The 24463-nt window shown below is 54.3% G+C and carries 24 protein-coding genes and 2 tRNA genes; 24 read left to right on the forward strand and 2 right to left on the reverse strand.

The annotated features are described in order from the left end of the window. Positions 1-12 precede the first annotated feature (12 nt). On the forward strand, positions 13-1209 hold the full coding sequence (locus tag CIK94_RS09960) for an L-serine ammonia-lyase (protein ID WP_094384993.1): 1197 nt from the start codon (positions 13-15) through the stop codon (positions 1207-1209). Positions 1210-1416: 207 nt separating this feature from the next. Further along, a tRNA-Cys gene (locus CIK94_RS14435) sits at positions 1417-1487 on the forward strand. Between the two features lie 28 nt (positions 1488-1515). Here CIK94_RS14435 and CIK94_RS09965 read toward each other — a convergent pair. After that, positions 1516-1812: a hypothetical protein gene (locus tag CIK94_RS09965; RefSeq protein ID WP_094389076.1), complete on the reverse strand. Its 297-nt coding sequence runs from the start codon at positions 1810-1812 to the stop codon at positions 1516-1518. A gap of 76 nt (positions 1813-1888) precedes the next feature. Here CIK94_RS09965 and CIK94_RS09970 point away from each other — a divergent pair, with 76 nt between their 5' ends. The 6 genes from CIK94_RS09970 (at position 1889) to CIK94_RS10000 (ending at position 6363) form a co-directional block, all read left to right on the forward strand. Beyond that, entirely contained in the window at positions 1889-2311 is a 423-nt protein-coding gene (locus tag CIK94_RS09970; protein WP_144008368.1) for a hypothetical protein, read from the forward strand. Between the two features lie 110 nt (positions 2312-2421). Then, positions 2422-2943, forward strand: coding sequence for a hypothetical protein (locus tag CIK94_RS09975; RefSeq protein WP_094422910.1), 522 nt, complete (start codon positions 2422-2424; stop codon positions 2941-2943). Positions 2944-3257: 314 nt separating this feature from the next. After that, on the forward strand, positions 3258-4082 hold the full coding sequence (locus CIK94_RS09980) for an RHS repeat domain-containing protein (RefSeq protein WP_254046192.1): 825 nt from the start codon (positions 3258-3260) through the stop codon (positions 4080-4082). Then, a complete protein-coding gene (locus CIK94_RS14440) occupies positions 4079-4918 on the forward strand; it encodes a DUF4329 domain-containing protein (RefSeq protein WP_254046193.1) in 840 nt (279 codons plus the stop codon). The genes CIK94_RS09980 and CIK94_RS14440 overlap by 4 nt, the downstream gene beginning before the upstream one ends. Positions 4919-4926: 8 nt before the next feature. Beyond that, positions 4927-5364, forward strand: coding sequence for a YbbC/YhhH family protein (locus tag CIK94_RS09990; protein ID WP_022309837.1), 438 nt, complete (start codon positions 4927-4929; stop codon positions 5362-5364). Between the two features lie 495 nt (positions 5365-5859). Further along, positions 5860-6363 carry a hypothetical protein gene (locus CIK94_RS10000; RefSeq protein WP_144008045.1) on the forward strand — a complete coding sequence of 168 codons (504 nt, stop codon included), beginning with the start codon at positions 5860-5862 and terminating at the stop codon, positions 6361-6363. A gap of 141 nt (positions 6364-6504) precedes the next feature. On the opposite strand, the gene CIK94_RS10005 is transcribed toward CIK94_RS10000, so the two are convergent. Then, positions 6505-6578 (reverse strand) — tRNA-Asn (locus CIK94_RS10005). 154 nt (positions 6579-6732) lie between these two features. Between CIK94_RS10005 and CIK94_RS10010 the strand changes: the two genes are divergently transcribed. From CIK94_RS10010 to CIK94_RS10085, 16 genes are all read left to right on the forward strand, one after another. Next, complete coding sequence (locus tag CIK94_RS10010) at positions 6733-8388, forward strand: S41 family peptidase (protein ID WP_094422912.1); 1656 nt, start codon at positions 6733-6735, stop codon at positions 8386-8388. Positions 8389-8419: 31 nt separating this feature from the next. Next, the gene (locus CIK94_RS10015; protein ID WP_094422914.1) at positions 8420-9862 is read left to right on the forward strand and encodes a lipopolysaccharide biosynthesis protein; all 1443 of its coding nucleotides are present in this window, start codon (positions 8420-8422) and stop codon (positions 9860-9862) included. Next, positions 9859-10848: a glycosyltransferase gene (locus CIK94_RS10020; RefSeq protein ID WP_094422916.1), complete on the forward strand. Its 990-nt coding sequence runs from the start codon at positions 9859-9861 to the stop codon at positions 10846-10848. Before CIK94_RS10015 ends, CIK94_RS10020 begins: the two co-directional genes overlap by 4 nt. Then, a complete protein-coding gene (locus CIK94_RS14765) occupies positions 10845-12602 on the forward strand; it encodes a glycosyltransferase (RefSeq protein WP_254046194.1) in 1758 nt (585 codons plus the stop codon). Before CIK94_RS10020 ends, CIK94_RS14765 begins: the two co-directional genes overlap by 4 nt. Then, on the forward strand, positions 12602-13510 hold the full coding sequence (locus CIK94_RS10030; RefSeq protein WP_094422918.1) for a glycosyltransferase: 909 nt from the start codon (positions 12602-12604) through the stop codon (positions 13508-13510). Before CIK94_RS14765 ends, CIK94_RS10030 begins: the two co-directional genes overlap by 1 nt. A gap of 95 nt (positions 13511-13605) precedes the next feature. After that, the gene (locus tag CIK94_RS10035; protein ID WP_094422920.1) at positions 13606-15453 is read left to right on the forward strand and encodes a phosphoethanolamine transferase; all 1848 of its coding nucleotides are present in this window, start codon (positions 13606-13608) and stop codon (positions 15451-15453) included. 9 nt (positions 15454-15462) lie between these two features. Next, positions 15463-16572: an acyltransferase gene (locus CIK94_RS10040; RefSeq protein ID WP_094388581.1), complete on the forward strand. Its 1110-nt coding sequence runs from the start codon at positions 15463-15465 to the stop codon at positions 16570-16572. A 3-nt stretch (positions 16573-16575) separates the two neighbouring features. Further along, complete coding sequence (locus CIK94_RS10045) at positions 16576-17577, forward strand: acyltransferase (RefSeq protein ID WP_094422922.1); 1002 nt, start codon at positions 16576-16578, stop codon at positions 17575-17577. Then, positions 17574-18458: a decaprenyl-phosphate phosphoribosyltransferase gene (locus CIK94_RS10050; RefSeq protein WP_094384510.1), complete on the forward strand. Its 885-nt coding sequence runs from the start codon at positions 17574-17576 to the stop codon at positions 18456-18458. The genes CIK94_RS10045 and CIK94_RS10050 overlap by 4 nt, the downstream gene beginning before the upstream one ends. Positions 18459-18461: 3 nt before the next feature. Beyond that, positions 18462-19064: an HAD family hydrolase gene (locus tag CIK94_RS10055; protein ID WP_094422924.1), complete on the forward strand. Its 603-nt coding sequence runs from the start codon at positions 18462-18464 to the stop codon at positions 19062-19064. Beyond that, positions 19030-19434 carry a GtrA family protein gene (locus CIK94_RS10060; protein WP_094384506.1) on the forward strand — a complete coding sequence of 135 codons (405 nt, stop codon included), beginning with the start codon at positions 19030-19032 and terminating at the stop codon, positions 19432-19434. Before CIK94_RS10055 ends, CIK94_RS10060 begins: the two co-directional genes overlap by 35 nt. A gap of 25 nt (positions 19435-19459) precedes the next feature. Then, complete coding sequence (locus tag CIK94_RS10065) at positions 19460-20866, forward strand: DUF6080 domain-containing protein (protein ID WP_094422926.1); 1407 nt, start codon at positions 19460-19462, stop codon at positions 20864-20866. A 2-nt stretch (positions 20867-20868) separates the two neighbouring features. Continuing rightward, on the forward strand, positions 20869-22281 hold the full coding sequence (locus CIK94_RS10070; RefSeq protein ID WP_094422928.1) for a DUF6080 domain-containing protein: 1413 nt from the start codon (positions 20869-20871) through the stop codon (positions 22279-22281). A 141-nt stretch (positions 22282-22422) separates the two neighbouring features. After that, on the forward strand, positions 22423-22950 hold the full coding sequence (locus tag CIK94_RS10075) for a DUF177 domain-containing protein (protein ID WP_094422930.1): 528 nt from the start codon (positions 22423-22425) through the stop codon (positions 22948-22950). A gap of 18 nt (positions 22951-22968) precedes the next feature. Continuing rightward, positions 22969-23154 carry a 50S ribosomal protein L32 gene (gene rpmF, locus CIK94_RS10080; protein WP_094388589.1) on the forward strand — a complete coding sequence of 62 codons (186 nt, stop codon included), beginning with the start codon at positions 22969-22971 and terminating at the stop codon, positions 23152-23154. Next, on the forward strand, positions 23154-24170 hold the full coding sequence (locus CIK94_RS10085; protein ID WP_094384498.1) for a beta-ketoacyl-ACP synthase III: 1017 nt from the start codon (positions 23154-23156) through the stop codon (positions 24168-24170). Before rpmF ends, CIK94_RS10085 begins: the two co-directional genes overlap by 1 nt. The last annotated feature ends 293 nt before the right edge of the window (positions 24171-24463 follow it).

Genomic DNA, 24463 nt, shown 5'->3' on the forward strand with positions numbered 1-24463 from the left:
ACTATATCTATAATGAAGTCACTTACTGAGTTATACAAGATTGGAAAGGGCCCTTCATCGAGCCATACCATGGGACCACAGAAGGCCGCCAAGATTTACGCCAAGCGCCACCCCGACGCCCACCTGTTCGACGTGACCCTCTATGGCAGTCTGGCAGCTACGGGCAAGGGCCACATGACCGACACCGCCATCATAGAGGTGCTTTCGCCCATCGCCACAGTCAACATACACTGGGAGCCCAACATCTTCCTGCCCTACCACCCCAACGGCATGAAGTTCACAGCCGACGGCGCCGACGAGTGGATAGTCTACAGCGTAGGCGGAGGTGCTCTCTCTGAGGGTAAGGCCGAAGATATGTTTGATACACCTGAAGTCTACGAGATGAACTCGCTCAACGAGATTCTTGCCTGGTGCGACCAGAACGGCCGCTCATACTGGGAGTACGTCGATTTGTGCGAAGGCGATGTGGTATGGCCCTATCTGCAGGAGGTATGGGAGACTATGCAGGAGTGCGTGGAGCGTGGTATCAACCACGAAGGCGTACTGCCCGGCCCGCTCAATCTGCCCCGCAAAGCCCCGACCTATTATGTCAAGGCCACAGGCTACAAGCAGTCGCTGCAGACACGAGGTCTGGTCTATGCCTATGCCCTTGCCGCCAGCGAAGAGAACGCCTCGGGTGGCACCATCGTCACCGCCCCCACCTGTGGTGCCTGCGGCGTAGTGCCAGCCGTACTATACCATCTTTCCAAAGGCCACAAGTTCAGCGACACCCGCATTCTGCACGCCCTTGCCACGGCTGGAATTATCGGCAACGTGGTCAAGCAGAACGCCTCCATCTCCGGCGCCGACGTGGGTTGCCAGGGCGAGGTAGGCGTAGCTTGCGCTATGGCCAGTGCCGCAGCCTGCCAGCTCTTCGGTGGTAGCCCGGCACAGATAGAGTATGCGGCAGAGATGGGATTGGAACACCACCTGGGTATGACCTGCGACCCGGTATGCGGATTGGTTCAGATACCCTGTATCGAGCGCAACGCCTTTGCCGCAACCCGCTCGCTCGACGCCAACCTCTACTCGGCGTTCTCCGACGGCAAGCACCGCGTGAGCTTCGACCGCGTGGTACAGGTTATGAAGCAGACGGGCCACGACCTGCCTTCACTTTACAAGGAAACGAGTACAGGTGGACTCGCCAAGACTTTCAAGAATATTAAGTAGACCATGCAGTATATCGCGACATACATCATCCTCGCCCTATGCGCCATATTTGTGGCGTATAGGGTGTACAGGGTGTTGAAATGTCACAAGACTGGCTGTGAGAACTGCGCTTTTTACGACAAATGCAGCAGCAAACACAAAAAACATGGCTGAAAATTTGGACAGCTCGATTATTTGCACTATCTTTGCACTCGCAATTTAGCACAGGGTACCTTGGCCGATCGGTTAGGTAACGGTCTGCAAAACCGTGTAGAGCAGTTCGACTCTGCTAGGTACCTCAAAGACAAAGGACATAAATCTTATGATTTATGTCCTTTTTGTATATACCCTCGAAAATCTACCTCGCTCTTCCAGTGCCGTTACATCTGCCACAAGTTCTGGTACACGAACCATAACAGATGCCACATCTGATAGTACCCTTGCCATTACAGTTAGTACAACGAGGTTTTTTTGATGAATATGGATTGTAACCTTTTCCACTACGTCCGCCACAAACCTGTCGACCTGAGCCATTTGACCACAACGGTGGGCAGCAGGCTGCATCATACGTTTTTCTCCCCCAGCCATCACTTTCCTGCCGATTTTCTTTGCGCGCGTGTACATTATTATTATATTTGCAATGTAAACATCTTAACCCCTGACCATGCGCCACCAGATTGTCATAATGCTGTTGGGGCTCATGACCATACTGAGCCTCCCTGCTTTCGCCATTGCCGGAAGCAGAGAGAGTAATCACGCTATCCAACCCTACAAATACATAGGCAAGGACCTCGCCCGCCCCCACGGCCTCGACTGGTACGACCACGGAGCCCGCCACTACGCCCCCGTGACGGGACGATGGAACGTAATGGATGCCTTGGCGGAGAAATACTACGTATGGTCGCACGATGAGCGTGCATCGATCGCAGATGGTTTTTTCTCAAAAGAAATGGGAGGACTACCTGCTCTTGTAATAGGAAAGGACAAGGTTACTCGTGGCTTCTATTATGACTTCAACGATGGAAAAAGTTTTGGATTCGGCAACGACCTTAAATTCCATGAATTAAATATATTATCATTATGGTTAAATCAACATCGAAGGTTTTTTTTGCAAGTAAAGTGACATGCCTATTAGTAATTGGCTGCTTGTCCACACTCTCAGTAATTAGCTGCTTGTCCACACACTCTTTAGGCATGTCTGCAGCCCCCATAGCATGTACGCCAGGAGAAGGTTTGGAAATAAAAGAGATTTTCTGTGATAGCTCTCTACGTGAAATTATCAAAACGTATACGGAAAGCCACTCCCGCTATGACACTTTTGTTGTTACCCGCCCCATCTTGATGAACTGGAATTATGATAAATATCCTTATATCTATAAGGGTCTTCTTGTCGGTCCTGGTTATCGTCCCCTGTATGACCGACGAACAAAGCATGATACTCTGAGAATCGGGAAGAAGGTGGTGCTGGCATTTGATTCACTAAGAGATTGCGAACGCTATTATAGGGAGGGTTTTCAGAATTATAAGAGGAAATATGCTAAAACTCAAGACACGTATATCTACAAAGGTGATATCCAAGACAATGAGCTAAGTAACTATCTCTACAGAGCTGTTTATATAGACCGTAAAAATGGGAAATATGTAATAAGCCAAAGAATGGATACGATAATGGTAATACCATTTGGAATAAGCAAGATACGCTTTCCTGACTTCGGCACCGCTTCACCAAGAAAATCTTCGATAGATCCTTTTTAATTACAGTTCGAGGGACGATATGGTGTTCAAGCAGGCGATTTATCCATGTTTAACCCAAATCGATCATTAGAACTTTTTAGAAGAGTGGATTTTGTTTTGGGTTAAAATGCGCGAAACAGGGGGCCATACATGAAGATGGCCATATACTTGACCACATCGGGCCTCGAGCAGGCTGCATCATACGATTTTCTCCCCCAGCCATCACTTTCCTGCCGATTTCCTTGGCGCGTGTGTACATTATTATTATATTTGCAATGTAAACATCTTAACCCCTGACCATGCGCCGCCAGATTGTCATAATGCTGTTGGGGCTCATGACCACTCTGAGCCTCCCTGCTTTCGCCATTGCCGGAAGCAGAGAGAATGACCACGCCACCCAACCCTACAAATACATAGGCAAAGAGCTCGACCGCACCCACGGACTGGACTGGTACGACCACGGTGCAAGACACTACGACCCCGTGACGGGAAGATGGAACGTAATGGATGCCTTGGCGGAGAAATACTACTCATGGTCGCCATACGTGTCGTGTGGAGACGACCCCGTGAACTACATTGATGCAAGGGGGGACAGCGCATGGGCTGTAAGAAGACAATGGAGTGAAGAGGATAGTGAGAATTTTTCCAATTTTGTACAATTAAGAACAGGAGAGTACAATATAGCGGATAGTGCTATAATAGATAGTATTTGCAAATTATATAACTCATATTCCTGTGAATTTATTATTTGTACATTAGGATATACAGAAGGACCACATGCATATACATCAGTTGTCTTTGTCAAGAATGCTGACGCAACTGATTATTGGTGCATAGCACGCCCTAAAGGGATGTGTACAGAATGTTGCGAAAACAAAGAGAATAATCCATATATAAAAAGACATGGAAATATAGAAAGTGACGAGCTGTTTTCTTATAAGGAAAAAAGTCTATGTGGAGTTACTATGAAAGAAAATTGTTTATATTTCGTACCACCTCTATTTTTTGAGAAATTAATTATCTACAAAAAAAACAGCAGTACATTCTATTTTGAAATGGGGATAAGTCCTAAGAGCTACTCCCCCTCACAAAAAAGAGAAAGATACAGAAGAGAATGGGAGGCTATTATAATAAAGTATATCAATAAAGTATGCTTATGAATTCAGTGAAAGGCAGCACTAAAGCACAGGGTTTCCAACTAACTTTGCACGATGTTATGGGCGACAGCCGCAACACCGGCCTGCAACCCTATAAATACATAGGCAAAGAGCTCGACCGCACCTACGGACTGGACTGGTACGACCACGGTACCCGCCACTACGACCCCGTGACGGGAAGATGGAACGTAATGGATGCCTTGGCGGAGAAATATTACCCATGGTCGCCATACGTGTCGTGTGGGGATGACCCAGTAAATGCGGTTGACCCGGATGGGATGGCTCCTGGAGATATTTTTACATCGGCCGATTTGGCTGCAACCGATTTCGGAAAATACTATAATCCAAGATCTATTAGAGAGTCAAAAGAATACGCCTCTTCCATTTACAAAATAATTGGGAGAAATGGCATCATAGGATTTTCATATACATTTGCAAATAAAGGAAACGGAAGTGAATGCTCTCCAAGCCTTCCTACTTTATATGAAGTTGTAGCAGATGCACATACTCATGGGGCATCCTCTGTGAATAGTGAAAAAAAATACTATGATAATGAATTTTCTGGCTTGAGGAACGAAAACGGTAAATTCATATCAAAGGAGGAGCGGAAAAAAGAAAATGGAAATAATGATATAGGAAATGATAATAGAATTAAAAAAGTTTCATATTTAGTCACACCAAATGGGTCGTTACAAAAATACAATCCCCAAAATGGGGAAATAACAATTGTAAGTAATGATATGCCAAGTGACCCCAATGACCCAACTAGAGTGAATGAAAATACTATCAATTATATTGAACCAATAGAAAATGATATTAATAAATATACAATATATTAACAAGAGTTATGAAAAAGGGAATATACATTATTATCGTATTCGCAACTTTTTGGTGCGGTGTTTTAGTAAGCAATATATCAAAGGTTAAAAACAATAGGTGCAAAACAAACTATGTCTATATAGGGGAAAAACCAAGTAATATCATCAATTTCAGGGGTAATATCAAAGACATAAGTTATGTCAAAGACTATGATCCCTTAGGCGTGTATAATCAAACTAAAGGTATGATTGAATCGCCTGAAATGGCATACACCATAGCAGATTGTATCCTCGCAGCCAAATATGGGAGGAAAGAGATGGATGATGAGAAGCCTTATAGCATAACCCTTTTGGGTGGGAGGTTTTGGGTAATCACAGGAACCCTAAAAAGTGCCAAAGGAGGTGTTGCTCATATTGTATTGAAAAAAGATGACGGGCAAATACAGACCATATATCATGATAAATAATAACCCAAATTCGGGTTAATAAAAAAGTAATATAGAAGAGTTTGTAACTGGAAAACTACAATTCAAATAGTTATGACACCACCTTATAAAAAATGGTTTTTCATACTATCATAAAAAAATTGATGAAAATCTAGCACACATGGCAATCGATATAGCGGCATACGTCTACTACGGCCGCCCGGCGCTCACGGCCTCGTATTACGACGGATACGGGTTCTTGGAGGCGCTGTGTCCGGACGGTATGGCTGTCATCCCCGATACGCTCTGCGTGAGGGGGCTGGCCACGGGCTCGGTGAGCACCGTGGGCGGCAGGGGGCAGGGTGACACAGCTGGGTTACGATGCCGAGGGACGCGTGGCGCTCACGCAGGCCTTCTACGGTGGAAGGGCTGTGGTGGAGGAGACCGCCTACACCCTCGATGGCCGTATGGGGCGCAGGACGGTGACGGCGATGGGGGCAGGCAGCGATGCGCACACGGAGGAGTACGCATACAGTTATGACGCACAGGCACGGCTCACGCGTGTCACGCAGCGACGGCCTGCCGCGCCGCATAGATTTCGACGACGGCAGCCACATAGACTACGCCTACTCGGCCGACGGGGAGAAGCTGAGGGTAGATTACTATCTCAATCCCTACACCCCGGCCGTGCCCGACGGCGAGGAGTTCGGCATAGCCTGCGACAGCAGCCAGCTGGTGCACACGTGGCGCGAGTATGCAGGCAACAGGGTCTATGAGAATGGCGTGCTCAGCCGCCTGCTCTTCGACGGTGGATATGTGTCCTTCGGCGACAGTGGAGAACCCACATACCATTATTACATCAAGGACTACTTGGGCAACAACCGCATAGTGGCCGACGCACACGGAAACGTGGAGGAGGTGAACCACTACTACCCCTATGGCGCGCTCATGGGCGACAGCCGCAATGCCACCACCCAACCCTACAAATACATAGGCAAAGAACTCGACCGCACCCACGGTGCCCGCCACCACGCCCCGTGACCAGAATTATCCCCATGGTTTATCGGGTGAGCCTTGGTTTATCGGGTGGGCGCTGTGGTGGCGCCGGCAAGTGGGACGGTGGGGAAGATACGGGAACTGCCAATAACAAAAAAGTCCTAAGGAACTCCTTAGGACTTTCAGCGCTTCAAGATGGGCTTGAACCAACGACCCCCTGATTAACAGTCAGGTGCTCTAACCAACTGAGCTATTGAAGCAGTGTGCATCATTTCTGAATTGCGAGTGCAAAGGTACAGGGTTTTTCCCAAACCTCCAAACATTTCTCCATATTTTTTTCAAAAACATCAAAAAAAATATTTTTTCGCTCATTTCATGCCCTAATGTGCCGTGGTATTCGTACTTTTGCATATTATGAGAAAGGTATTTATAGTAATACTTCTGGCGATGGGCATCTCTGTCCACGCCCAGAACAAAGACCACAATCTTGAAGTGGCCAAAAACTTGGAAGTTTTCAACTCCATATACAAGCATCTCGACCTGCTTTATGTCGATACCCTCAACGCCAAGGAGGTGGTGGGCAATGCCATCAACGGCATGTTGCGCAGTCTGGACCCCTACACGGTGTACTACTCGGAAGACAAGACCAACGAGTTGCGCACCATGCTCACGGGCAAGTATGCGGGCATAGGCAGTATAATAAGGTGGAACTCGCAAATCAGCAACTCGGTCATCGAGGAGCCCTATGAGGGCATGCCTGCCGCCGAAGCCGGTCTGCGCAAGGGCGACGTGATACTCAGCATCGACGGCGAGTCAATGAAGGGCAAGGACAACGCCTACGTGAGCGACCATCTGCGTGGCGACGCCGGTACCACCTTCGAACTCAAGATACGCCGACCCTCTACAGGCAAGGAGATGCGGTTCAAGATTACGCGTCGGTCCATCCAGATGCCCGCAGTGCCCTATTACGGCGTGCAGCAGGGTGGAATAGGGTATATCAAGCTCAATGAATTTACAGAGAACAGCGCCAAGATTGTGCGCAACGCATTCATCGATATGCGCCACCAGCAGATTAAGGGACTTATCCTTGACCTGCGCAACAATGGCGGCGGTTCGGAACTCGAGGCAGCCAATCTGGTAAACCTCTTTGTGCCCAAGGGCGTGACCGTAGTGTCCAACCGTGGCAAGCTGAAGCGTGCCAACCACGACTACAAGACCACCAGCGAGCCCATAGACACCGTGATACCCATTGTGGTGATGGTCAACGGCAACTCTGCCTCGTCGGCAGAGATTGTCACCGGTGCCCTGCAGGACATGGACCGCGCCGTGGTGCTCGGTACCAAGACCTACGGCAAGGGTCTGGTGCAGATGCCCATCGACCTGCCTTACAACAGCGAGATGAAGGTGACCACCAGCCGTTACTACATACCCAGCGGCCGCTGCATACAGGCACGCAAGTATCGTCACAATGACGGCGGCTCGTCGGAGGTGATAGCCGACTCTACCAAGCGCAAGTTCTATACCCTCAACGGCCGCGAGGTGCTCGATGCCGGTGGCATCACGCCCGACGTGGTGGTCGAGGGCGACTCGCTGCCCAACATCGCCTACTATCTGGCGGCTGCGCGCGACTCCAACGAGGTGCTGCTCAACTACGAAGTAGACTATATCGCCAAGCACCCAACGGTGGCTCAGCCTGTCGACTTTGAACTCTCCGACGAAGACTATGCCGAGTTCAAGAAGCGTGTGCTCGACTCGGGCTTCACCTATGACCGCACCAGCGAGAAATTCCTGAAAGACCTCGAACAGCTCACCCGCTTTGAGGGATACTATGACGACGCCAAACCCGAGTTCGAGGCGCTCAAGAAGAAGCTCAGCCACAACGTCGCCAAGGACCTCGAATACAACAAGCAGGCCATCAAGAACATCATCAACAATGACCTGATGGCTGCCTACTACTTCCAGCGCGGTGCCACCCAGAACTCGCTGCGCCACGACAAGCAGATGGACGAGGCGATGAAGCTCATCACCGACGGCGAGCGCTATGCCAAGATACTCAATCCCAAGAAATAGCCGGAGTCCAAACTCCCTTCACCGCTGAAGCATGGCACAGACGCTGAAACAGAAAACCATAGGAGCCATAATATGGAACCTGCTCGACCGTGGCGGTCAGCAGGTCCTGCAGATGGCCATGGTCATCGTGGTAGCCAACATCCTCTGCCCCGACGACTATGCCCTCGTGGCCATGCTTGCCATCTTCACCGCCGTGGGCAATCTGGTGGTCGAGAGCGGCTTTGGCGCCGCCCTCATCCAGCGTCACGATGCCGACGACCGCCACTACTCATCGGTCTTCTGGTTCAATCTCGCGATGAGCAGCGCCCTCTATCTGTTGCTCTTGGGCTGTTCGCCCTGGATAGCGGCATACTTTGGCGAGCCCCAGTTGGTGGCACTCTCGGCGGTAGTCTTTCTGAGTCTGCCCCTCAACGCCACCATGCTCATCCAGACCACCCTGCTCAACAAGCAGATACGGTTCCGCCACCTTGCCAAGGTCAATCTGGCGGCGATGCTTGTGTCATCACTGGCTGCCATCGTGATGGCGCTCTGCGGCTGTGGCGTGTGGACCCTGGCGTGGCAGCCCGTAATCCTCGCCGGCGTGAAGAGTGGGCTGCTCTGGACCACCAACCGCTGGCGGCCCCAGTGCTACTTCAGCATGGCGATCATCCGCGACCTCTTCGGCTTCGCGTCGAGTCTGCTGCTCTCGGGCTTGCTCAACGTGGTCTTCATCAATGTCTACTCGCTTGTCATCCCGCGACTCTACCCCAAGCGCGAACTGGGCCTGTTTACCCAGGGCAACAAGATATGCGACCCCATAGTGAGTCTGGTGTACGGCAGCATACAGAACGCCACATACCCCATCTTCAGCAACATACAGAACCAGCACGACAGGCTCATCAACGCCTACCGTAAGTCGATACGCTTCACCTCATTCCTCACCTTCCCGCTGCTCATCGGCGGCGTGATGGTGGCGCCGGCGCTCTTCCGTCTGCTCTTCAAGAGCGAGTGGTGGGATGCCAAACCCTTCTTCCAGCTGCTGTGCATGGGCGGCTGCTTCACCGTGCTCACCGCCATCAACAACAACTTCATCAAGGTGAGCGGGCGCTCTTCGGGCATACTGCGCATAGAGATTATCAAGATGGCACTCACCGCCGTGTCGATAGCCCTGCTTGCCCGCGAGAGCGTGCTGGCTATGGTGGCTGGTCTGATGGCGGTAAGAGGCGTGGTACACCTTATTAATATATATTACACCCAACGCTACACCGGCTATGGCATGTGGGCGCAACTCTGCGACACGGTTCCCTATCTGCTGCTGGCCATGGTAATGGCTGCCGCCGTGTGGAGTGTGGGTCTGGTGGTCGACAAGCCCTGGCTGCTGCTGCCTCTGCAGATAGTGGTGGGCGCGGCGGTATATACCCTGCTGGCCTATGCCACCGGCAGCAAGATACTCAAAGATGCCATCCGTTTACTGCTTAAGAAAGAAACATTATGAACAGAGACGTCAAGGTGAGCGTGCTGATGCTCGCCTACAACCAGCAACAATATGTCGATGAGGCCATACGCAGTGTGGTGCTCCAAGAGACCGACTTCGATTACGAACTCATCATCGGCGATGATGGCAGCAGCGATGCCACCGCCGAGCGTTGCCGCGAGTGGCAGCAGCGCTATCCCGACCGCATAAGGCTGCTCGACCATAGCGACAATGTGGGTCTGGCGCGCAACTTCGTGCGCACCTACCGTGAAGCCACCGGCCGCTACATCGCCATCTGCGAGGCCGACGACTTCTGGACCGACCGCCACAAGCTGCAGATACAGGCCGACTTCCTCGACAGCCACCCCGAGTATGCCATGTGCTTCCACCGGGTGGTCAACTACTACGAGGCCAACGGCACCAAGAGTCTGAGCAATGGCGGCCAGCGTCACGAGATGACCATCAACGACATTGCCCTGTGCAACCCCATCACCAACGTGTCGGTGTGCTACCGTCGCGGCGTCTTCGGCGAACTGCCGGAGTGGATGGACCGCGTGACAAGCTATGACCTGGTGATGCATCTGCTCACCCTGCAGTATGGCAAGGTATACTACATGCACCGCGTGATGGCTGTCTATCGCAAGTTGGCCACCAGCATCTGGACCGGAGGCGACAAGGCCCGCCGCGCTGAAATCTCGCGCAAGAACCGCGACTTGCTCATCGGCTACTTCGCCGACCGCAATCCCGAGGTGTGTGACATTCTGCGTCGCGCCAACGCCCTCAACTGCATCGACATGGCCAACAGCATGGACGACTGTGGCAAGCACGAAGAGGCAGGCACCTATCTGCAGATGGTGAGCCAATACAAGCCCGACTGGAGCCCTGCCGAGATCTACAGGTACCGCCACAACATGGTCAAGAGCCAGCGCCCACGCCCCATGCGCCGTCTGCTCACCGCCTGCCGCGCCTTTGTCTCCAAGTTTATCCCATTACCACGAATACGATGACACAGAAACCCCGTTCACATATCACCCTGGTGCCTTTTGGCGGACTGGGCAACCGGCTCAAGGCCATCAGTGCCGGCATAAAGCTGGCGCGCCAGACCCATAGCGACATCGACATCTACTGGGTCGTGGACAGCGGACTGGCCTGCCGTTTCGACCAGCTCTTCCTGCCCATCGACACCGACGGCGTGAGACTCATCGAGGCCACCGCCGACGACCTCAAGCGATGGGACCGTCCCCGCCGCAAGAACTTCTACCGCCCCTACCTCTACATGCTCAGCCACGGCGTCAGGATGTTTGCCAATGTGCAGAGCGAGGACGAGATAGACCGCTGCTTTGCCGATGGCAAGACGCACAACGTGTGGATTTCGAGCTGCGTCTACTTCCCCGACAAGGACCACGTGCCCGTCGACGCCTACGACATCTTCCACCCCAGGACAGAGATACAGGCCGAGATAGACCGGATAGCCCGCGACTTCGGCGACAATACCGTGGGAGTGCACGTGCGCCGTACCGACAATGCCGGCTCTATCCAGGGCAGCAAGACCGAGGACTTCCTGGAGTGTATGGAACTGCAGCAAGCCGACACCCGTTTCTATCTCGCCACCGACGAGGAAGAGATAAAGACCCTGATGCGTGGCGAGTTTGGCGACCGCATCATCAGTATGGACGCCGAGGCATGCCGCTCTACCGCCGACGGCATACGCAACGCTGTAGTCGAGATGTATGTGCTCTCGCGTACCAGCCGCATCTTCGGTTCGCACCGTTCTACCTTCTCGGCAGCGTCGGCATGTATCGGCAGGATACCTTACGAGGCGACCGACGCATCGACCGCCGACAAGTTGGAGCCCTCTGCGCCCGTGGCGACGAAGACACTGACCATCATCGTGTCCTACAACTTCATGCCGTGGGTAGATCGCTGTCTGGGGTCGCTCATCCACTCGCAGACTCCCACCGACATCATGGTGATAGACAACTGCTCCAAGGACGAGACCGTGGCAGAGATAGAGCGACGCTATCCCCAGGTGATGCTCGTGAGAAACAGCGAGAACCTGGGCTTCGGCCGTGCCAACAATATCGGTATGTGCTACGCCATAGACCATGGCTACGACGCCGTGCTGCTGCTGAACCAGGACGCATGGATAGACGCCGACGCCTTAGGCAGACTGGCTGAGGCGAGCCGTCGTCATCCCCGTTACGGCATACTCTCGCCCATCCACCTCACCGGCAGCGGCGACAAGATAGAGCATGGCTTCGCGGTCTACAGTGGTGTGCAGAGCAAGGACAGCCAACCCGAGGCTCCGCTGGTGCAGGTGCCCTTCATCGATGCAGCCATCTGGTATATGCCTGTGGCTGCCCTGAAGCGTGTGGGACTCTTCGCGCCCATCTACAAGCACTACGGCGAAGACAAAGACCTGGCCAACCGCATGGCATACCATCACTACCGCATCGGATTTCTGCCCCGCGTCTATGGCAGTCATGCCCGCGAAGAGCGCAAGGTGACCCACGACGCCTTCATCCATTCCGAGTTTGTCTATCACCTCTCGCAGGAGACCAATCCCAATGAGAAGTACAAGCATATACACCGGATAAACCATCTGGCACTGTGGAAGAAGGAACTCATGGCCATCATTACCCTGCAGTGGTGGCGTCTGGGCCGTTTTGTCAGGATATGGCGCCAGCTCAAAGACCTGCAGGGCGAGATAGAGAAGACTCGCAGCGAGTCGTGCAACGTAGACATCAACAATTACAGATAATGGAAACAGCCCCTATCATACTCCTGGCTTACAACAGGCCAGAACACGTGGAGCGGGCGGTGGCTTCGCTTCTCCGCAATGCCGAGGCGGCGCAGTCGGACCTCTACATCTACTGCGACGGAGCCAAGCCCGGCACCGACCCGGCACCGGTGGAACGCGTGAGGGAGATAGCCCGCAGCGTAGATGGCTTCAGAGAGGTGCATCTCGTGATGCGTGAGCGCAACTACGGTCTCGCCGCCAACGTGATAGACAGTGTGACGCAGGTGGTCAACGCCTACGGACGCGTCATCGTGGTCGAAGACGACCTGGTGGTGGCTCCCTACTTCCTGAGGTTTATGAACGACGCCCTCGAGACCTACAAAGACGAAGAGCGCGTGGGCCATATTCAGGCCTGCGACTTCACCCACGCCCCTCTGCCTGATACCTTTCTCATCAAGTGGACCGGCAGCTGGGGTTGGGCTACTTGGAAGCGCGCCTGGCGTCACTTCAACCCCGACGGCAAGGCACTGCTCGCCGAGCTGCGTGCCCGCGGGCTCACCCGGAGATTTGACTTCAACGGCAAGTATGGCTTTACGCGTATGCTGCGCCGTCAGACCCAGGGTATCAATGACTCGTGGGCCATCCGCTGGAATGCCACGCTCTTCCTCGCCGACATCCTGTCGCTCAACGTGGGTCGCTCGCTCGTTGCCAACGAAGGCTTTGACGGCAGCGGCACCAACTGTGGTGGCGGAGGGCTCTACGACTCGCTGCTCTATCCCCACCGTCTCGCTGTGGAGAAGATAGAGCCCATCGAGGAAAACCTCGAGGCGCGTAGAGAGTTTGAGCGCTATTATGCCCGCACCAACTCGTTCTGGGCAAAGGCACGCCGCCGCATCATCCGTACCCTCCACGGCGACTTCGGAGCCTAAGCCATGCCCCGAAAGCGCCATAAAGCCGGCGGAAGTAGCAATTTTCTCTGCAATAACCGTCGTGGTTTGGCTTTTTTTCAGTAAGTTTGCAATCTATGGTAGAAAAAACGAAGACATTGCATGTCATTGACAGACTGTTGACCCTCCTGTTTGCCCCCTTCAAGGCCAACACCCTATTCTTTGTCACCATGTACCTGCTTGGGGTGGTGGGCGAGTGGCTCACGCTGCCCAACATCAAGGGCATACACCTCTATGGCAATCTCTATCTCGAACTCTTCATCGACATCTATGTCGTCTGCGCCCTGCTTATGCTCCTTCCAGGCAAGGTAAGGATGTGGGTTCGTCGCCTTATATATATAATAGTATACAGTGTGGCCATCGTGGACATCTATTGCTTCTGGAAATTCCGGTCGACGATAACCCCCACGATGCTGCTGCTCGTCGACGAGACCGACTCGAGGGAGGCGGGCGAGTTTCTGCGCTCCTACCTCTCGCCCGAGGTGGTGTTCAGTCCGGTGGGAGGGGTGTTCCTGCTCATCGGAGTTCATGCCCTCGCGGTGTGGAAGCGCCATTGGCTGAAGCAGCGGCTGTTGCCTGTAGCCGAGAAGTATGCTCCCGTGTTGGGAGGACTGGTCGTGGTGGCTGGCGTGTGGGCCACGGTGTCGAGCTGGCACAACAAGACGGCGCTGGCGAAGCTCCTCTCAGCCCGTACGATAGGCGAGGTGGAGCATACGCTCACCGACCCGCAGCACGCCGTGCTCTATACGCCCCTGTGGAGGCTCACCTTCAGCGTGTATGCCAACTCGCTCGCCGCACAGCAGATAAACCGTCTGGTGCAGAACGTGGATAAAATACAGGTAGACACCTGCTCTTTCCGCTCACCTACCATCGTGCTGATTATCGGTGAAAGCTACGGCAAGCACCATTCCCAGCAGTATGGCTATGAGCTGCCTACGACGCCACGGCAGTCGGCTCGCGAGCGCCGCGGACGACTGGTGAAGTTTACCGACGTGGTGTCGCCGTGGAACCTCACCAGCTTTGTGTTCAAGAACACCTTCTCCCTGCACGTCATGGGGCAGCCGGGCGAGTGGTGCGACTATCCCCTTTTCCCCGAGGTGTTCCGCAGCGCCGGGTATCATGTCACCTTCCTCACCAACCAATTCCTGCCCAAAGCCAAGGAGGCAGTCTACGACTTCAGCGGCGGCTTCTTCCTGAACAATCCCACGCTGAGTGCTGCCCAGTTTGACACCCGCAACACCGAGGTGCACAAGTATGACGACGGACTGCTCTCGGACTATGACCAGATAGCCGACTCGACCGCCAAGAACCGTGGCAACCTCTATATCTTCCACCTCTTGGGTCAGCATGTGGCCTATCGCGACCGCTATCCCCACAAGCGCACCCACTTCTATGCGTCGGACTATGAGGAACGGCGTCCGGAGCTCTCTGCCAAGCAGCGCAAGATGGTGAGCTACTATGACAACGCCGTGCTCTATAATGACTCCATCGTCGACGCTATCTGCCACCGCTTTGACAACCAGGATGCCATCGTCATCTATATGCCCGACCACGGTGAAGAGTGCTACGAGGAAAACCGTGGCATCATCTGCCGCAACCATTCAGCCGAAATCGACTACGGACTGGCCAAGTATGAGTTTGAGATACCCTTCTGGATTTACTGCACCCATCGTTATGCCGTGCGTCATCCACAGATATTCAAGCAGATAGTAGAAGCACGCAAGCGTCCATACATGACCGACGCGCTGCCACATCTGCTGCTCTATCTCGCCGGCATCTCCACGCCCGATTACTGCTCCCGCTACAATATCCTGAGCGATGACTACGACGCCTCGCGCCCCCGTCTGCTCAAGGGAAAAACCGACTATGACAAGCTGGTGCCGCCTGCGAAACCAGCCAACACTGTTTCCACCCCATTCAAATAACTGATAAATATGACATCCAATACTTCAGCCCAGCCCCTGCTCACCCGCGCCGAGTGCAATGTACTGAGAGGTGTGGCCATCATTGGCATTTTCCTCCACAACTTCTGCCACTGGCTCAGCCCCATTGTCAAGGAGAACGAATACACCTTCGTGCGCCACAATGTGGATGTGCTCAACCAGGTGCTGAGCCATCCCGACATCTATCTCCCTGTGCATCTGCTGTCGTTCTTTGGTCACTACGGCGTCCCGGTGTTCCTCTTCCTCAGTGCCTATGGTCTGGTAAAGAAGTATGAGGCTCCCGCCATTCCCGGAGATGGCTCCCGAGTGCCCGGTAGATGGCAGTTTGTGCGCTATCATTACCTGAAACTGCTGAAGATGATGATCGTGGGCTTCGTGGCGTTTGTCCTGGTCGACGCCGTCACCCCCGGCAGCTGGCATTACACCGTCACCCAGGTGCTGGCCCAGCTGGTTATGGTCAACAACCTGCTGCCCGACCCCGACCATCAGATATGGCCCGGACCCTACTGGTTCTTCGGGCTGATGCTGCAGCTGTATATCGTCTATCGGCTGGTACTCTGCCGCCGTCACTGGGGCGTGACCGTGGCGCTGATGGTGGTCTGCGTGGGACTGCAGTTGATGATGAGTCCCGAGGGAGATGCCATCAACCGTTACCGTTACAACTTCATGGGCGGTATGCTGCCCTTCGGCCTCGGCCTGCTCTATGCCCGCTATGGCGAAGGGCTGCGACAGGAACGCTGGTCGCCATCATTGTGGGGCGCAGGCTTCATCCTGTCGTGTCTGCTCACCTATGCCTGCAGCCTGTTGTTCAGCCTGTGGGCAGTGGCTCCCGCCATCATCTGCGTCGGAGCCATCTGTATGGTCAAGTGGATAGCCGGCTGGTGGCAGAGAGTGGGCCACCCCGTGCTTTACGGGCTCGAATGGATGGGCCAGATATCAGCAGCACTCTTCGTATGTCACCCCATAGTGCGCAAGATGCTTATCCCCATAAGTCGCCACGGCGACATCTACACCGGGTTGTTGCTCTACCTGATAGCCTCGATATGTCTGGCATGGCTCTTCCGCCTGCTGATGAACAAGATACCTAACCCTAAACTCTGAACGATGGACGCGAGACGAATAGAGTGGGCCAGCCTGTCGCGCTACCGCGGAGTGCTGATGGGCATTGCCATCATTATGATTGTGCTCTTCCACGTGGCACTGCCGCGGAGCAGCGCCTTCTTCGGGCTGAAGCGCATGGGCAACATGGGAGTGGACATCTTCTTTTTCCTGAGCGGTATCGGCTTGTGGTTTGCATGGACCAAGCGTCCCGAATTGCTCCATTTCTACCGTCGCCGCCTGCTGCGCATACTGCCGGCATGGCTGCTCGCATCGACGGCGTTCTATCTGCCCGACTATCTCGGACCGCGGCGGTTCTCGTCGTCATTACCCGACCTGATAGGCGACATTACCGTCAACTGGGACTTCTGGATACACGACGAACTGACGTTCTGGTACATCCCCGCCACACTGATGCTCTATCTGTGGGCACCCTGGTTCATGAGGCTGGTCATGCGCAACCGCTGGTGGAGCCTCCTGCCCGTGCTGATGATGGCCTGGTGTGTGGCGGTGCAGTATCTGCCGCCCGTACATCAAGCCGTGGGACATATCGAGATATTCTGGAGCCGCGTGCCCATCTTCTTTATCGGCATCGTAGCCGGTCAGTGGGTCAAGGAGCAGTATGCCCTGCCCCGCGCCGCGCTGCCCGTGGTGGCTGTCACCGCCCTGCTCACGCAGGCACTCTGCATCGCGCTCGAGCAGACGGCACATGGGCGCTTCCCTATCTTCCTCGAACGCATGCTATATATCCCTCTTACCCTTGCAGCCACACTCTGGCTCTGCCATTACCTGCACTGCCTGCCCCAGAGGGTAGCTGCGGCGCTGACATTCGTAGGAGGAATAAGTCTGGAGATATACCTCCTGCACTGCCACTTCATCTTGAAGTACATAGAACCGCTGGCGCTGGGCTACTGGCCCACCGCCCTTCTCTGTCTGGCCATCACCATACCCCTGGCGTGGCTGATACATCAGTTGTTGAATGTAGTAATCAAACTCCTTAGGCTATGAGAGCTAAAATTATCGGTGCCCTGCGCGTCATACGTGTACGCCATTGGGTCAAAAACTTCTTCGTCTTCATCCCCATCTTCTTCGGTGGAGCCATCTTCGATGTCGACCAGCTCGGCGCAGGTGCCGTCACGTGGATGGCGTTCTGCTTTGCGGCGTCGGCCATCTACTGTCTCAACGACATCATCGACGTTGAGGCCGACCGAGCCCATCCCGTCAAGTGTAATCGCCCCATAGCTTCGGGCGCGATATCGGTGGGCGAGGCATACCTCATGATGGGAGTGATGGTGGCACTGTCTATGGCCATGCTGTCGCTGCTCACCGAGTGGAAAGCAGTGGGCGGAATAGTGGTGTTCTACCTGGTGCTCAACGTGCTCTACTGCATACGCCTCAAGGACAAGGCCATCATCGACGTGTGTATCGTGGCGTTCGGATTTGTGCTGCGCATCCTCGCCGGAGGTTTCGCCACCGACATCGTGCTGAGCAAGTGGATTGTGCTGATGACCTTCCTGCTCACCCTCTTCCTGAGCTTTGCCAAGCGGCGCGACGATGTGCTGCGTATGGAGGCCACGGGAGTGGCGCCGCGCAAGAATACCATCCGCTACAACCTCACCTTCATCAACCAGGCCATCACCATCACCGGCTCGGTGATGCTGGTATGCTATATCATGTACACCGTGTCGCCCGAGACCCTCGCCCATTTCCATAACGACTATCTCTACCTCACCAGTGTCTTCGTTTTGCTCGGTCTGTTGAGGTATATACAGATAGCGGTGGTAGACAAGAAGAGCGGCGACCCTACCAAGGTGATACTCAAAGACCGTTCGACCCAGCTCATCGTGGCTGCGTGGTTCCTGGCGTTCCTCTTCATCATCTATATCTGACCCATGCGCCAAGTCTTTGTCTTCGATTTCGACGGCACGCTTACCCATAGCGACACGCTGATAGCCTTTATCCGCCACGCCTGTGGCCGATGGGCGATGTTGTGGGGCTTTGCGCTCTGCTCGCCATGGATAGTGCTGATGCTCATGCACCTCTATCCCAACTACAAAGCCAAGCAGAGGCTCTTTGCCCACTTCTTCGGCGGGTGGGAAGAGGCACGCTTCGATGCCGCCTGCCGCGATTTCGCCCGCAGCCATCGCCATTTGCTGCGCCAAGAGGGACTCCGCGAGTTGGGTAGGGCACTGACAGAGGGCGCCGAGGTGGCCATCGTGAGCGCCAGCATCGACAACTGGGTGGCGCCGTTCTTCGACGAGGTCGCCGGAACCCACCGCCGGCCTGTCGTGTTGGGCACCAAGGTCGAGACCCGCGATGGCAGACTCACCGGACGCTTTGCCACGCCCAACTGCTATGGTCCCGAGAAGGTGCGCCGTATCAGAGAGGTCTTTCCCGACCGCGACAATTATCATCTGACAGCCTTCGGCGACAGCCGGGGCGACAAAGAAATGTTAGACTATGCAGACCAAGGATACTACAAGCCCTTCAGATAACCGCCGACGCCAGACGGTGGGCGAGATTGTACGCTTTGGCATCGTGGGCATCATCGCCACCGCCATACAGTATGGTGTCTATTGGCTCTTGTTGCCCAGGCTGGCGCCCTCGTTGGCCATGACCATCGCCTATGCCATCAGCTTCGCGTTCAACTTCACCGCCTCCACCCGCTACACCTTCCGCGTCAAGGCCAGTGTGAGCCATGGCGCCGGCTTCGCCCTCTCCCATGCCGTCAACTATCTCCTGCAGATAGCCGTGCTCAATGTGGCGATATGGCTCGGTGTCGACGAGAGTTGGGCACCCATCCCCATGTTTGCCATCTGCGTCCCCGTCAACTTTATCCTGGTGAGATTTTTTCTCAAGAGGTAATGCCCACAGATTTACGTTACTGTCTATGACCCATAATCCTATCTCTACACCCATATCTCTGAGCCACCTGTTTCGGCTGCGCCGCGACGAGCGGTGGATGATGCTGGCTGTGGCGCTGCTGCTGGTGGCGCTCAACGCCCTCACCATCATCCATTATTACGGAGTCTTCACCCCGATTACCGACCATTACTGGAACCTCTTTGTCGGTAAGTTCCACATCTCGGGCTTTGACCCTATATCCTATTATGTCGTCTCCAACTGGGACGCGCGATACAATGTGTACCGCCATCCGTTGTTGGCGTTTATGATGTGGGTACCTTATCTGCTCAACCAGGCGCTGATGTGGATGACCGGCATCAACTGTGCGCTCTTCATCATGTCTGCCATCCAGGTGGCGGCGGCGTGGTATGCCTTCCTGTTCCTCTACCGTCTGCTGGTCGAGGTGATGGGACTCGCGCGCACCGACGCCCGTCTGCTGTCGTTCTTCCTCTATTCCTTTGCCTTTGTCATGGTCACCGCCATGGTGCCCGACCACTTCGTGCTGTCCCTCTGCGTGCTGCTTTTTGTCCTCTATTATTCGGGCTTGCTTATCACGCGGCGCCTGCAGATGTCATTGCCGGCGGCGATAGTGCTGTTTGTGGTCACTGCCGGCATATCCCTCAACAACGGGCTGAAGGTCTTCCTCTCTGGCCTCGTGGTCAACGGCCGCCGCTTCTTCCGCCCCAAGTTCCTGCTGCTTGCAGTGGTGGTTCCCGCCTTGGTCATCTGGGTCGGCGCACGCTATGAGTATCACTATCTCGTGGCTCCCGGCGAGAACGCCCGCCATGCGGCTATAGCCCAAAAGCGTGCCGAGCAGAAGCGGGAGGCACAGCTCAAGGCGCAGCAGCCGTCTCCTGCACAGCCGGCACCAGTGGCAGCCAAGCCCAAGCCCAAGCACCAGCCCAAGAAAGGCAAGCCGTTTATGCAGGGCGAGTTTATGCGGTGGAGCGACAAGACCTCGCCGCGCGTGGCGTCGGTCGTGGAAAATCTCTTCGGCGAGTCTATCCAGCTGCACCCCGACTACTTGCTTCAGGACCAAAGCCGCTTCCGCCCCATGATTATCGAGTATCGCTGGGCGGTCAACTACGTCGTCGAGGCCATCATCGCCGCGCTCTTTCTGGCAGGCATCTGGATGGGTCGGCGCAATCGTCTGCTGTGGCTCTGTCTGTCGTGGTTCGGCCTCGATATGCTGCTCCATGTCGGGATAGGCTTTGGGCTCAACGAGATATATATCATGACTGCCCACTGGATATTCGTCATCCCCGTGGCGATGGCTGCGCTGCTGGCCCGACCCACCCGCTGGCGTCCCCTCTGCCGTGGTGTCATCGTGGCACTTACCCTCTGGCTCTATGCCTATAATGGTTATCACATCGTCAAATACATGCTATGCTGAAAATGTTCAAGATAAAACCCACCGAGCGGCTCGTCGCCGTGGTGGCTTTCGTGGTGATAGCGACGCTCAATGCCCTCGTCGTCGCCCAGTATTTCCCGCAGTTGTCTGCCCTTGGTGTCAACTATCACGACATGGCTCGCGACACGTTCCACATGTCAGGTTTCGACGCGTGGAGCTACTCCGTGGTGTCCGAGTGGAGCGGTTGGCAGTATAATATCATACGCCACCCGCTGCTTGCCATCTTCATGTACGTGCCATACCTTATCAACCAGGCCCTCATCTGGCTCACGGGCGTCAACTGTGCCGTCATCGTGGTGGCAGTGGTCGAGGTGTTCTTCGGGTTCTACGGCACCGTGTTCTTCTTCCGCATCATGCGCGAAATCGTGGGGCTCACCCGCTCCGATGCGTGGCTCCTCATGGCCTTCTTCTACTCGATGGCGTATATCATGCTCACCGTGATGGTGCCCGACCATTTCAACCTCACCCTCTGCATGATGATGGTGGTGCTCTATGTGGCTGGCCGACAGTTGCAGACGGGCGCCGCGATGAAGATATGGCAGACGGTGGTGATGTTCTTCCTCATGGCGGGCGTGTCGCTCAACAATGGCGTCAAGGTCTTTCTCTCGGCGCTCTTCGTCAACGGCCGCCGTCTCTTCCGGTGGCGCTACATGCTGCTCGCCATAGCCCTGCCGTCGGCGCTGATATGGGGCGTCGCCAAGTTGGAACACCACACTTGGGCAGAGCCTTTAGAGATAGCCGCCAAGGCCAAGCTCAAGGCACAGGACAAGGCGTTCCGCGACAGCCTCTATAGGGCTTATGCCGACACAGCCACTACCCACGACCCCCGACTTATCCAGCAGGGAGTCAACAAGATACTCCGCCGTCTGGCTCAGGAGAAATACCGCCGCAACCATGCCAATCCCAAGATTGGCGACCCCATGTCCAAGAAGGGATTTATGGCCTGGACCGACCGCAGTACCGACCGCTGGGCGAGCATTGTCGAAAACCTCTTTGGCGAGTCCATCCAGCTCCACCGCAATGTCCTCCTCCAGGATATCCTCAAGGACAACCGTCCTATGATAGTCCCCTACGATCACTGGGGCTACTACTGCGTCGAGGCTCTTGTCGCCCTGCTCTTTGCAGCGGGCATCTGGGCGTCGCGCCGCAGCCGTTTCTTCTGGATGGCATTCTCCTGGTTCGCCTTCGACATGTTTGTCCATATCGTCTTGGGCTTCGGCATCAACGAGGTGTATATCATGACCGCCCAGTGGGCCTTCATCATCCCCCTCGCCATGGCCTACCTGCTCCGTTCTGCCCACGGCCGCATGGGCGTGGCGGTGCGCGCTGTCACCATCATGTTCGCCCTTTGGCTGTGGATTTACAATGGCAGTCTCATCGTGGGCTACCTTACCTGAACCATGCCCCCTATATATAATAAGGTATAGTATGGCGGGCTGCCGACCATCGCCGAATATGCTAAAGTGCTGAATGGGAGCGTAAAATAAACTGACAATTCCTTTGCTGTTTATCTGAATTTTAGTAACTTTGCAGCCGAAATGTACAATTTGGCACCTTTGAAAATCGACTTGAAAGGTTTGCAAGAAGGTTTGACCACCGTCGACATCAAACTTGACGACGCTTTTTTTGAGGCCATTGAGGCCCCGGACATTAAGCGTGGTCAGCTTGATTTGCGATTGACTATCAGCCGGAATGAGAGCTTCTTTGAGTTGATGTTTGATATAAAAGGTCAGGTTATAGTACCTTGCGACCTGTGTCTCGACGACATGCTTCAGCCTGTCGCCTGTGACGAGAGGCTCGTAGTCAAATTTGGGGACGAATACTCCGAAGACGATGACCTTGTGACTGTCAACGAGGACGAAGGAATACTCGATGTCGCATGGTTTGTTTACGAATTTATCGTTCTGAATATCCCTATCAGGCATGTGCATGCACCTGGAAAATGCAACCCTGCCATGATGAAGGTTCTTGATGAACTTTCCACCTCCCGAAGTGGTGAAGAGGATGAAGAGCATAACGTAGACCCTCGTTGGGAGGCCCTTAGGCAACTGAATATTAAAGATTAAATTAAAAATTACACAACAATGGCACATCCTAAAAGAAGACAGTCGAAGACTCGTACACTTAAGAGAAGAACTCATGACAAGGCAGTAGCTCCTACACTCGCCGTATGTCCTAACTGTGGCGCTTACTATGTATATCATACCGTTTGCAGTACTTGCGGTTACTATCGTGGTAAAGTAGCTGTCGTTAAGGAAGCAGCTGAATAATGGAGAAAATAAACGCAATTATCACAGGCATTGGTGGTTACGTGCCCGACTATATCCTCACCAATGAGGAGTTGTCGCGCATGGTCGATACCAGCGATGAATGGATAATGACTCGCGTTGGCATCAAGGAGCGCCGCATCCTCACCGAGGAAGGTCTTGGTACAAGCTATCTGGCCCGCAAGGCAGCCAAGCAGCTCATCGCCAAGACAGGCGTTGATCCTGATACCATCGACGCACTTATCGTTACCACCACCACTCCTGACTACAAGTTCCCTTCTACCGCGTCGATTGTGGTAGGCAAGTTGGGGCTGAAGAACGCTTTCGCCTTCGACTTTGAGGCTGCTTGTTGCGGATTCCTCTACTCGCTCGATGTAGCTGCATCGATGATTCAGAGTGGTCGCTACAAGAAGATAATCGTCATCGGTGCAGACAAGATGTCTTCACTAATTGATTATACTGACCGCCAGACATGTGTGCTCTTCGGCGATGGTGCCGGCGCAGTACTGGTCGAGGCTACTACAGAGGAAGGTGTGGGTGTGCAGAACTCCTATCTGCGCACTGATGGCAAGGGCCTTCCCTTCCTGCACATGAAGGCAGGTGGTTCGGTTTGCCCTGCATCTCATTTCACCGTCGATCATCGTCTGCACTACCTCTATCAGGAGGGACGCACCGTGTTCCGCTATGCGGTAACCAACATGAGCGACGACGTGCTGGAGATACTCAAGCGCAACAACCTCAAGGGCGAGGATGTCGATTGGGTTGTACCTCACGAGGCCAACCTCCGTATCATCGAGGCTGTAGCCAAGCGTGCCGAGCTCAATCTCGACCGCGTGATGATCAATATCGACCATTATGGCAACACCAGTGCCGCCACCATTCCATTGGCCCTTTGGGACAATGAGCATCTGCTCAAGAAGGGCGACAAGATTGTGTTCACCGCCTTTGGTGCCGGCTTCGTTCATGGAGCCTCATACTACAAGTGGGCTTACAACGGCTCGGATGTAGCAAAGAAGTAAACAGCATACCACTCTTTTTGTGGTCAATCATAAAAGCGTGTAGACAAAACCAACCGGCAATGTCGACACGCTTTTTTCGTTCCCAAGCGCCGCCGTCGGCGGCACCCGTTCCCTCATCTTCTTCCTGTTTTCCCCATAGCTCTTCACAACCAAGCGGATGGCCGCAGCGTAGCACGCCGATGGTCTTTGCGATACTCCAGATGACCTTTGTCAGTCTCGTGACCATCTCTGCAGAATTTATGACCATCCCGGCGAGCGCCGAGATCACCTTTGGCGGCTCGTGTCGGAAGGCA

The organism is Prevotella sp. P4-51 (genome assembly GCF_002251455.1).
Classification (GTDB): Bacteria; Bacteroidota; Bacteroidia; order Bacteroidales; family Bacteroidaceae; genus Prevotella.

Excerpts from the sequence above, each read along its gene's own strand:
- CIK94_RS10000 (WP_144008045.1), top strand. The coding sequence starts at position 5,860 with ATGACGCACAGGCACGGCTCACGCGTGTCACGCAGCGACGGCCTGCCG.
- rpmF (WP_094388589.1), top strand. The coding sequence starts at position 22,969 with ATGGCACATCCTAAAAGAAGACAGTCGAAGACTCGTACACTTAAGAGA.
- CIK94_RS09965 (WP_094389076.1), bottom strand. The coding sequence starts at position 1,812 with ATGTACACGCGCGCAAAGAAAATCGGCAGGAAAGTGATGGCTGGGGGA.
- CIK94_RS10020 (WP_094422916.1), top strand. The coding sequence starts at position 9,859 with ATGAACAGAGACGTCAAGGTGAGCGTGCTGATGCTCGCCTACAACCAG.
- CIK94_RS10065 (WP_094422926.1), top strand. The coding sequence starts at position 19,460 with ATGACCCATAATCCTATCTCTACACCCATATCTCTGAGCCACCTGTTT.
- CIK94_RS14440 (WP_254046193.1), top strand. The coding sequence starts at position 4,079 with ATGAATTCAGTGAAAGGCAGCACTAAAGCACAGGGTTTCCAACTAACT.
- CIK94_RS10035 (WP_094422920.1), top strand. The coding sequence starts at position 13,606 with ATGGTAGAAAAAACGAAGACATTGCATGTCATTGACAGACTGTTGACC.
- CIK94_RS09970 (WP_144008368.1), top strand. The coding sequence starts at position 1,889 with ATGACCATACTGAGCCTCCCTGCTTTCGCCATTGCCGGAAGCAGAGAG.
- CIK94_RS10015 (WP_094422914.1), top strand. The coding sequence starts at position 8,420 with ATGGCACAGACGCTGAAACAGAAAACCATAGGAGCCATAATATGGAAC.
- CIK94_RS10030 (WP_094422918.1), top strand. The coding sequence starts at position 12,602 with ATGGAAACAGCCCCTATCATACTCCTGGCTTACAACAGGCCAGAACAC.
- CIK94_RS10070 (WP_094422928.1), top strand. The coding sequence starts at position 20,869 with ATGTTCAAGATAAAACCCACCGAGCGGCTCGTCGCCGTGGTGGCTTTC.
- CIK94_RS09980 (WP_254046192.1), top strand. The coding sequence starts at position 3,258 with ATGACCACTCTGAGCCTCCCTGCTTTCGCCATTGCCGGAAGCAGAGAG.
- CIK94_RS10055 (WP_094422924.1), top strand. The coding sequence starts at position 18,462 with ATGCGCCAAGTCTTTGTCTTCGATTTCGACGGCACGCTTACCCATAGC.
- CIK94_RS09960 (WP_094384993.1), top strand. The coding sequence starts at position 13 with ATGAAGTCACTTACTGAGTTATACAAGATTGGAAAGGGCCCTTCATCG.
- CIK94_RS10040 (WP_094388581.1), top strand. The coding sequence starts at position 15,463 with ATGACATCCAATACTTCAGCCCAGCCCCTGCTCACCCGCGCCGAGTGC.
- CIK94_RS10050 (WP_094384510.1), top strand. The coding sequence starts at position 17,574 with ATGAGAGCTAAAATTATCGGTGCCCTGCGCGTCATACGTGTACGCCAT.
- CIK94_RS14765 (WP_254046194.1), top strand. The coding sequence starts at position 10,845 with ATGACACAGAAACCCCGTTCACATATCACCCTGGTGCCTTTTGGCGGA.
- CIK94_RS10045 (WP_094422922.1), top strand. The coding sequence starts at position 16,576 with ATGGACGCGAGACGAATAGAGTGGGCCAGCCTGTCGCGCTACCGCGGA.
- CIK94_RS10085 (WP_094384498.1), top strand. The coding sequence starts at position 23,154 with ATGGAGAAAATAAACGCAATTATCACAGGCATTGGTGGTTACGTGCCC.
- CIK94_RS10060 (WP_094384506.1), top strand. The coding sequence starts at position 19,030 with ATGCAGACCAAGGATACTACAAGCCCTTCAGATAACCGCCGACGCCAG.
- CIK94_RS09990 (WP_022309837.1), top strand. The coding sequence starts at position 4,927 with ATGAAAAAGGGAATATACATTATTATCGTATTCGCAACTTTTTGGTGC.
- CIK94_RS10075 (WP_094422930.1), top strand. The coding sequence starts at position 22,423 with ATGTACAATTTGGCACCTTTGAAAATCGACTTGAAAGGTTTGCAAGAA.
- CIK94_RS10010 (WP_094422912.1), top strand. The coding sequence starts at position 6,733 with ATGAGAAAGGTATTTATAGTAATACTTCTGGCGATGGGCATCTCTGTC.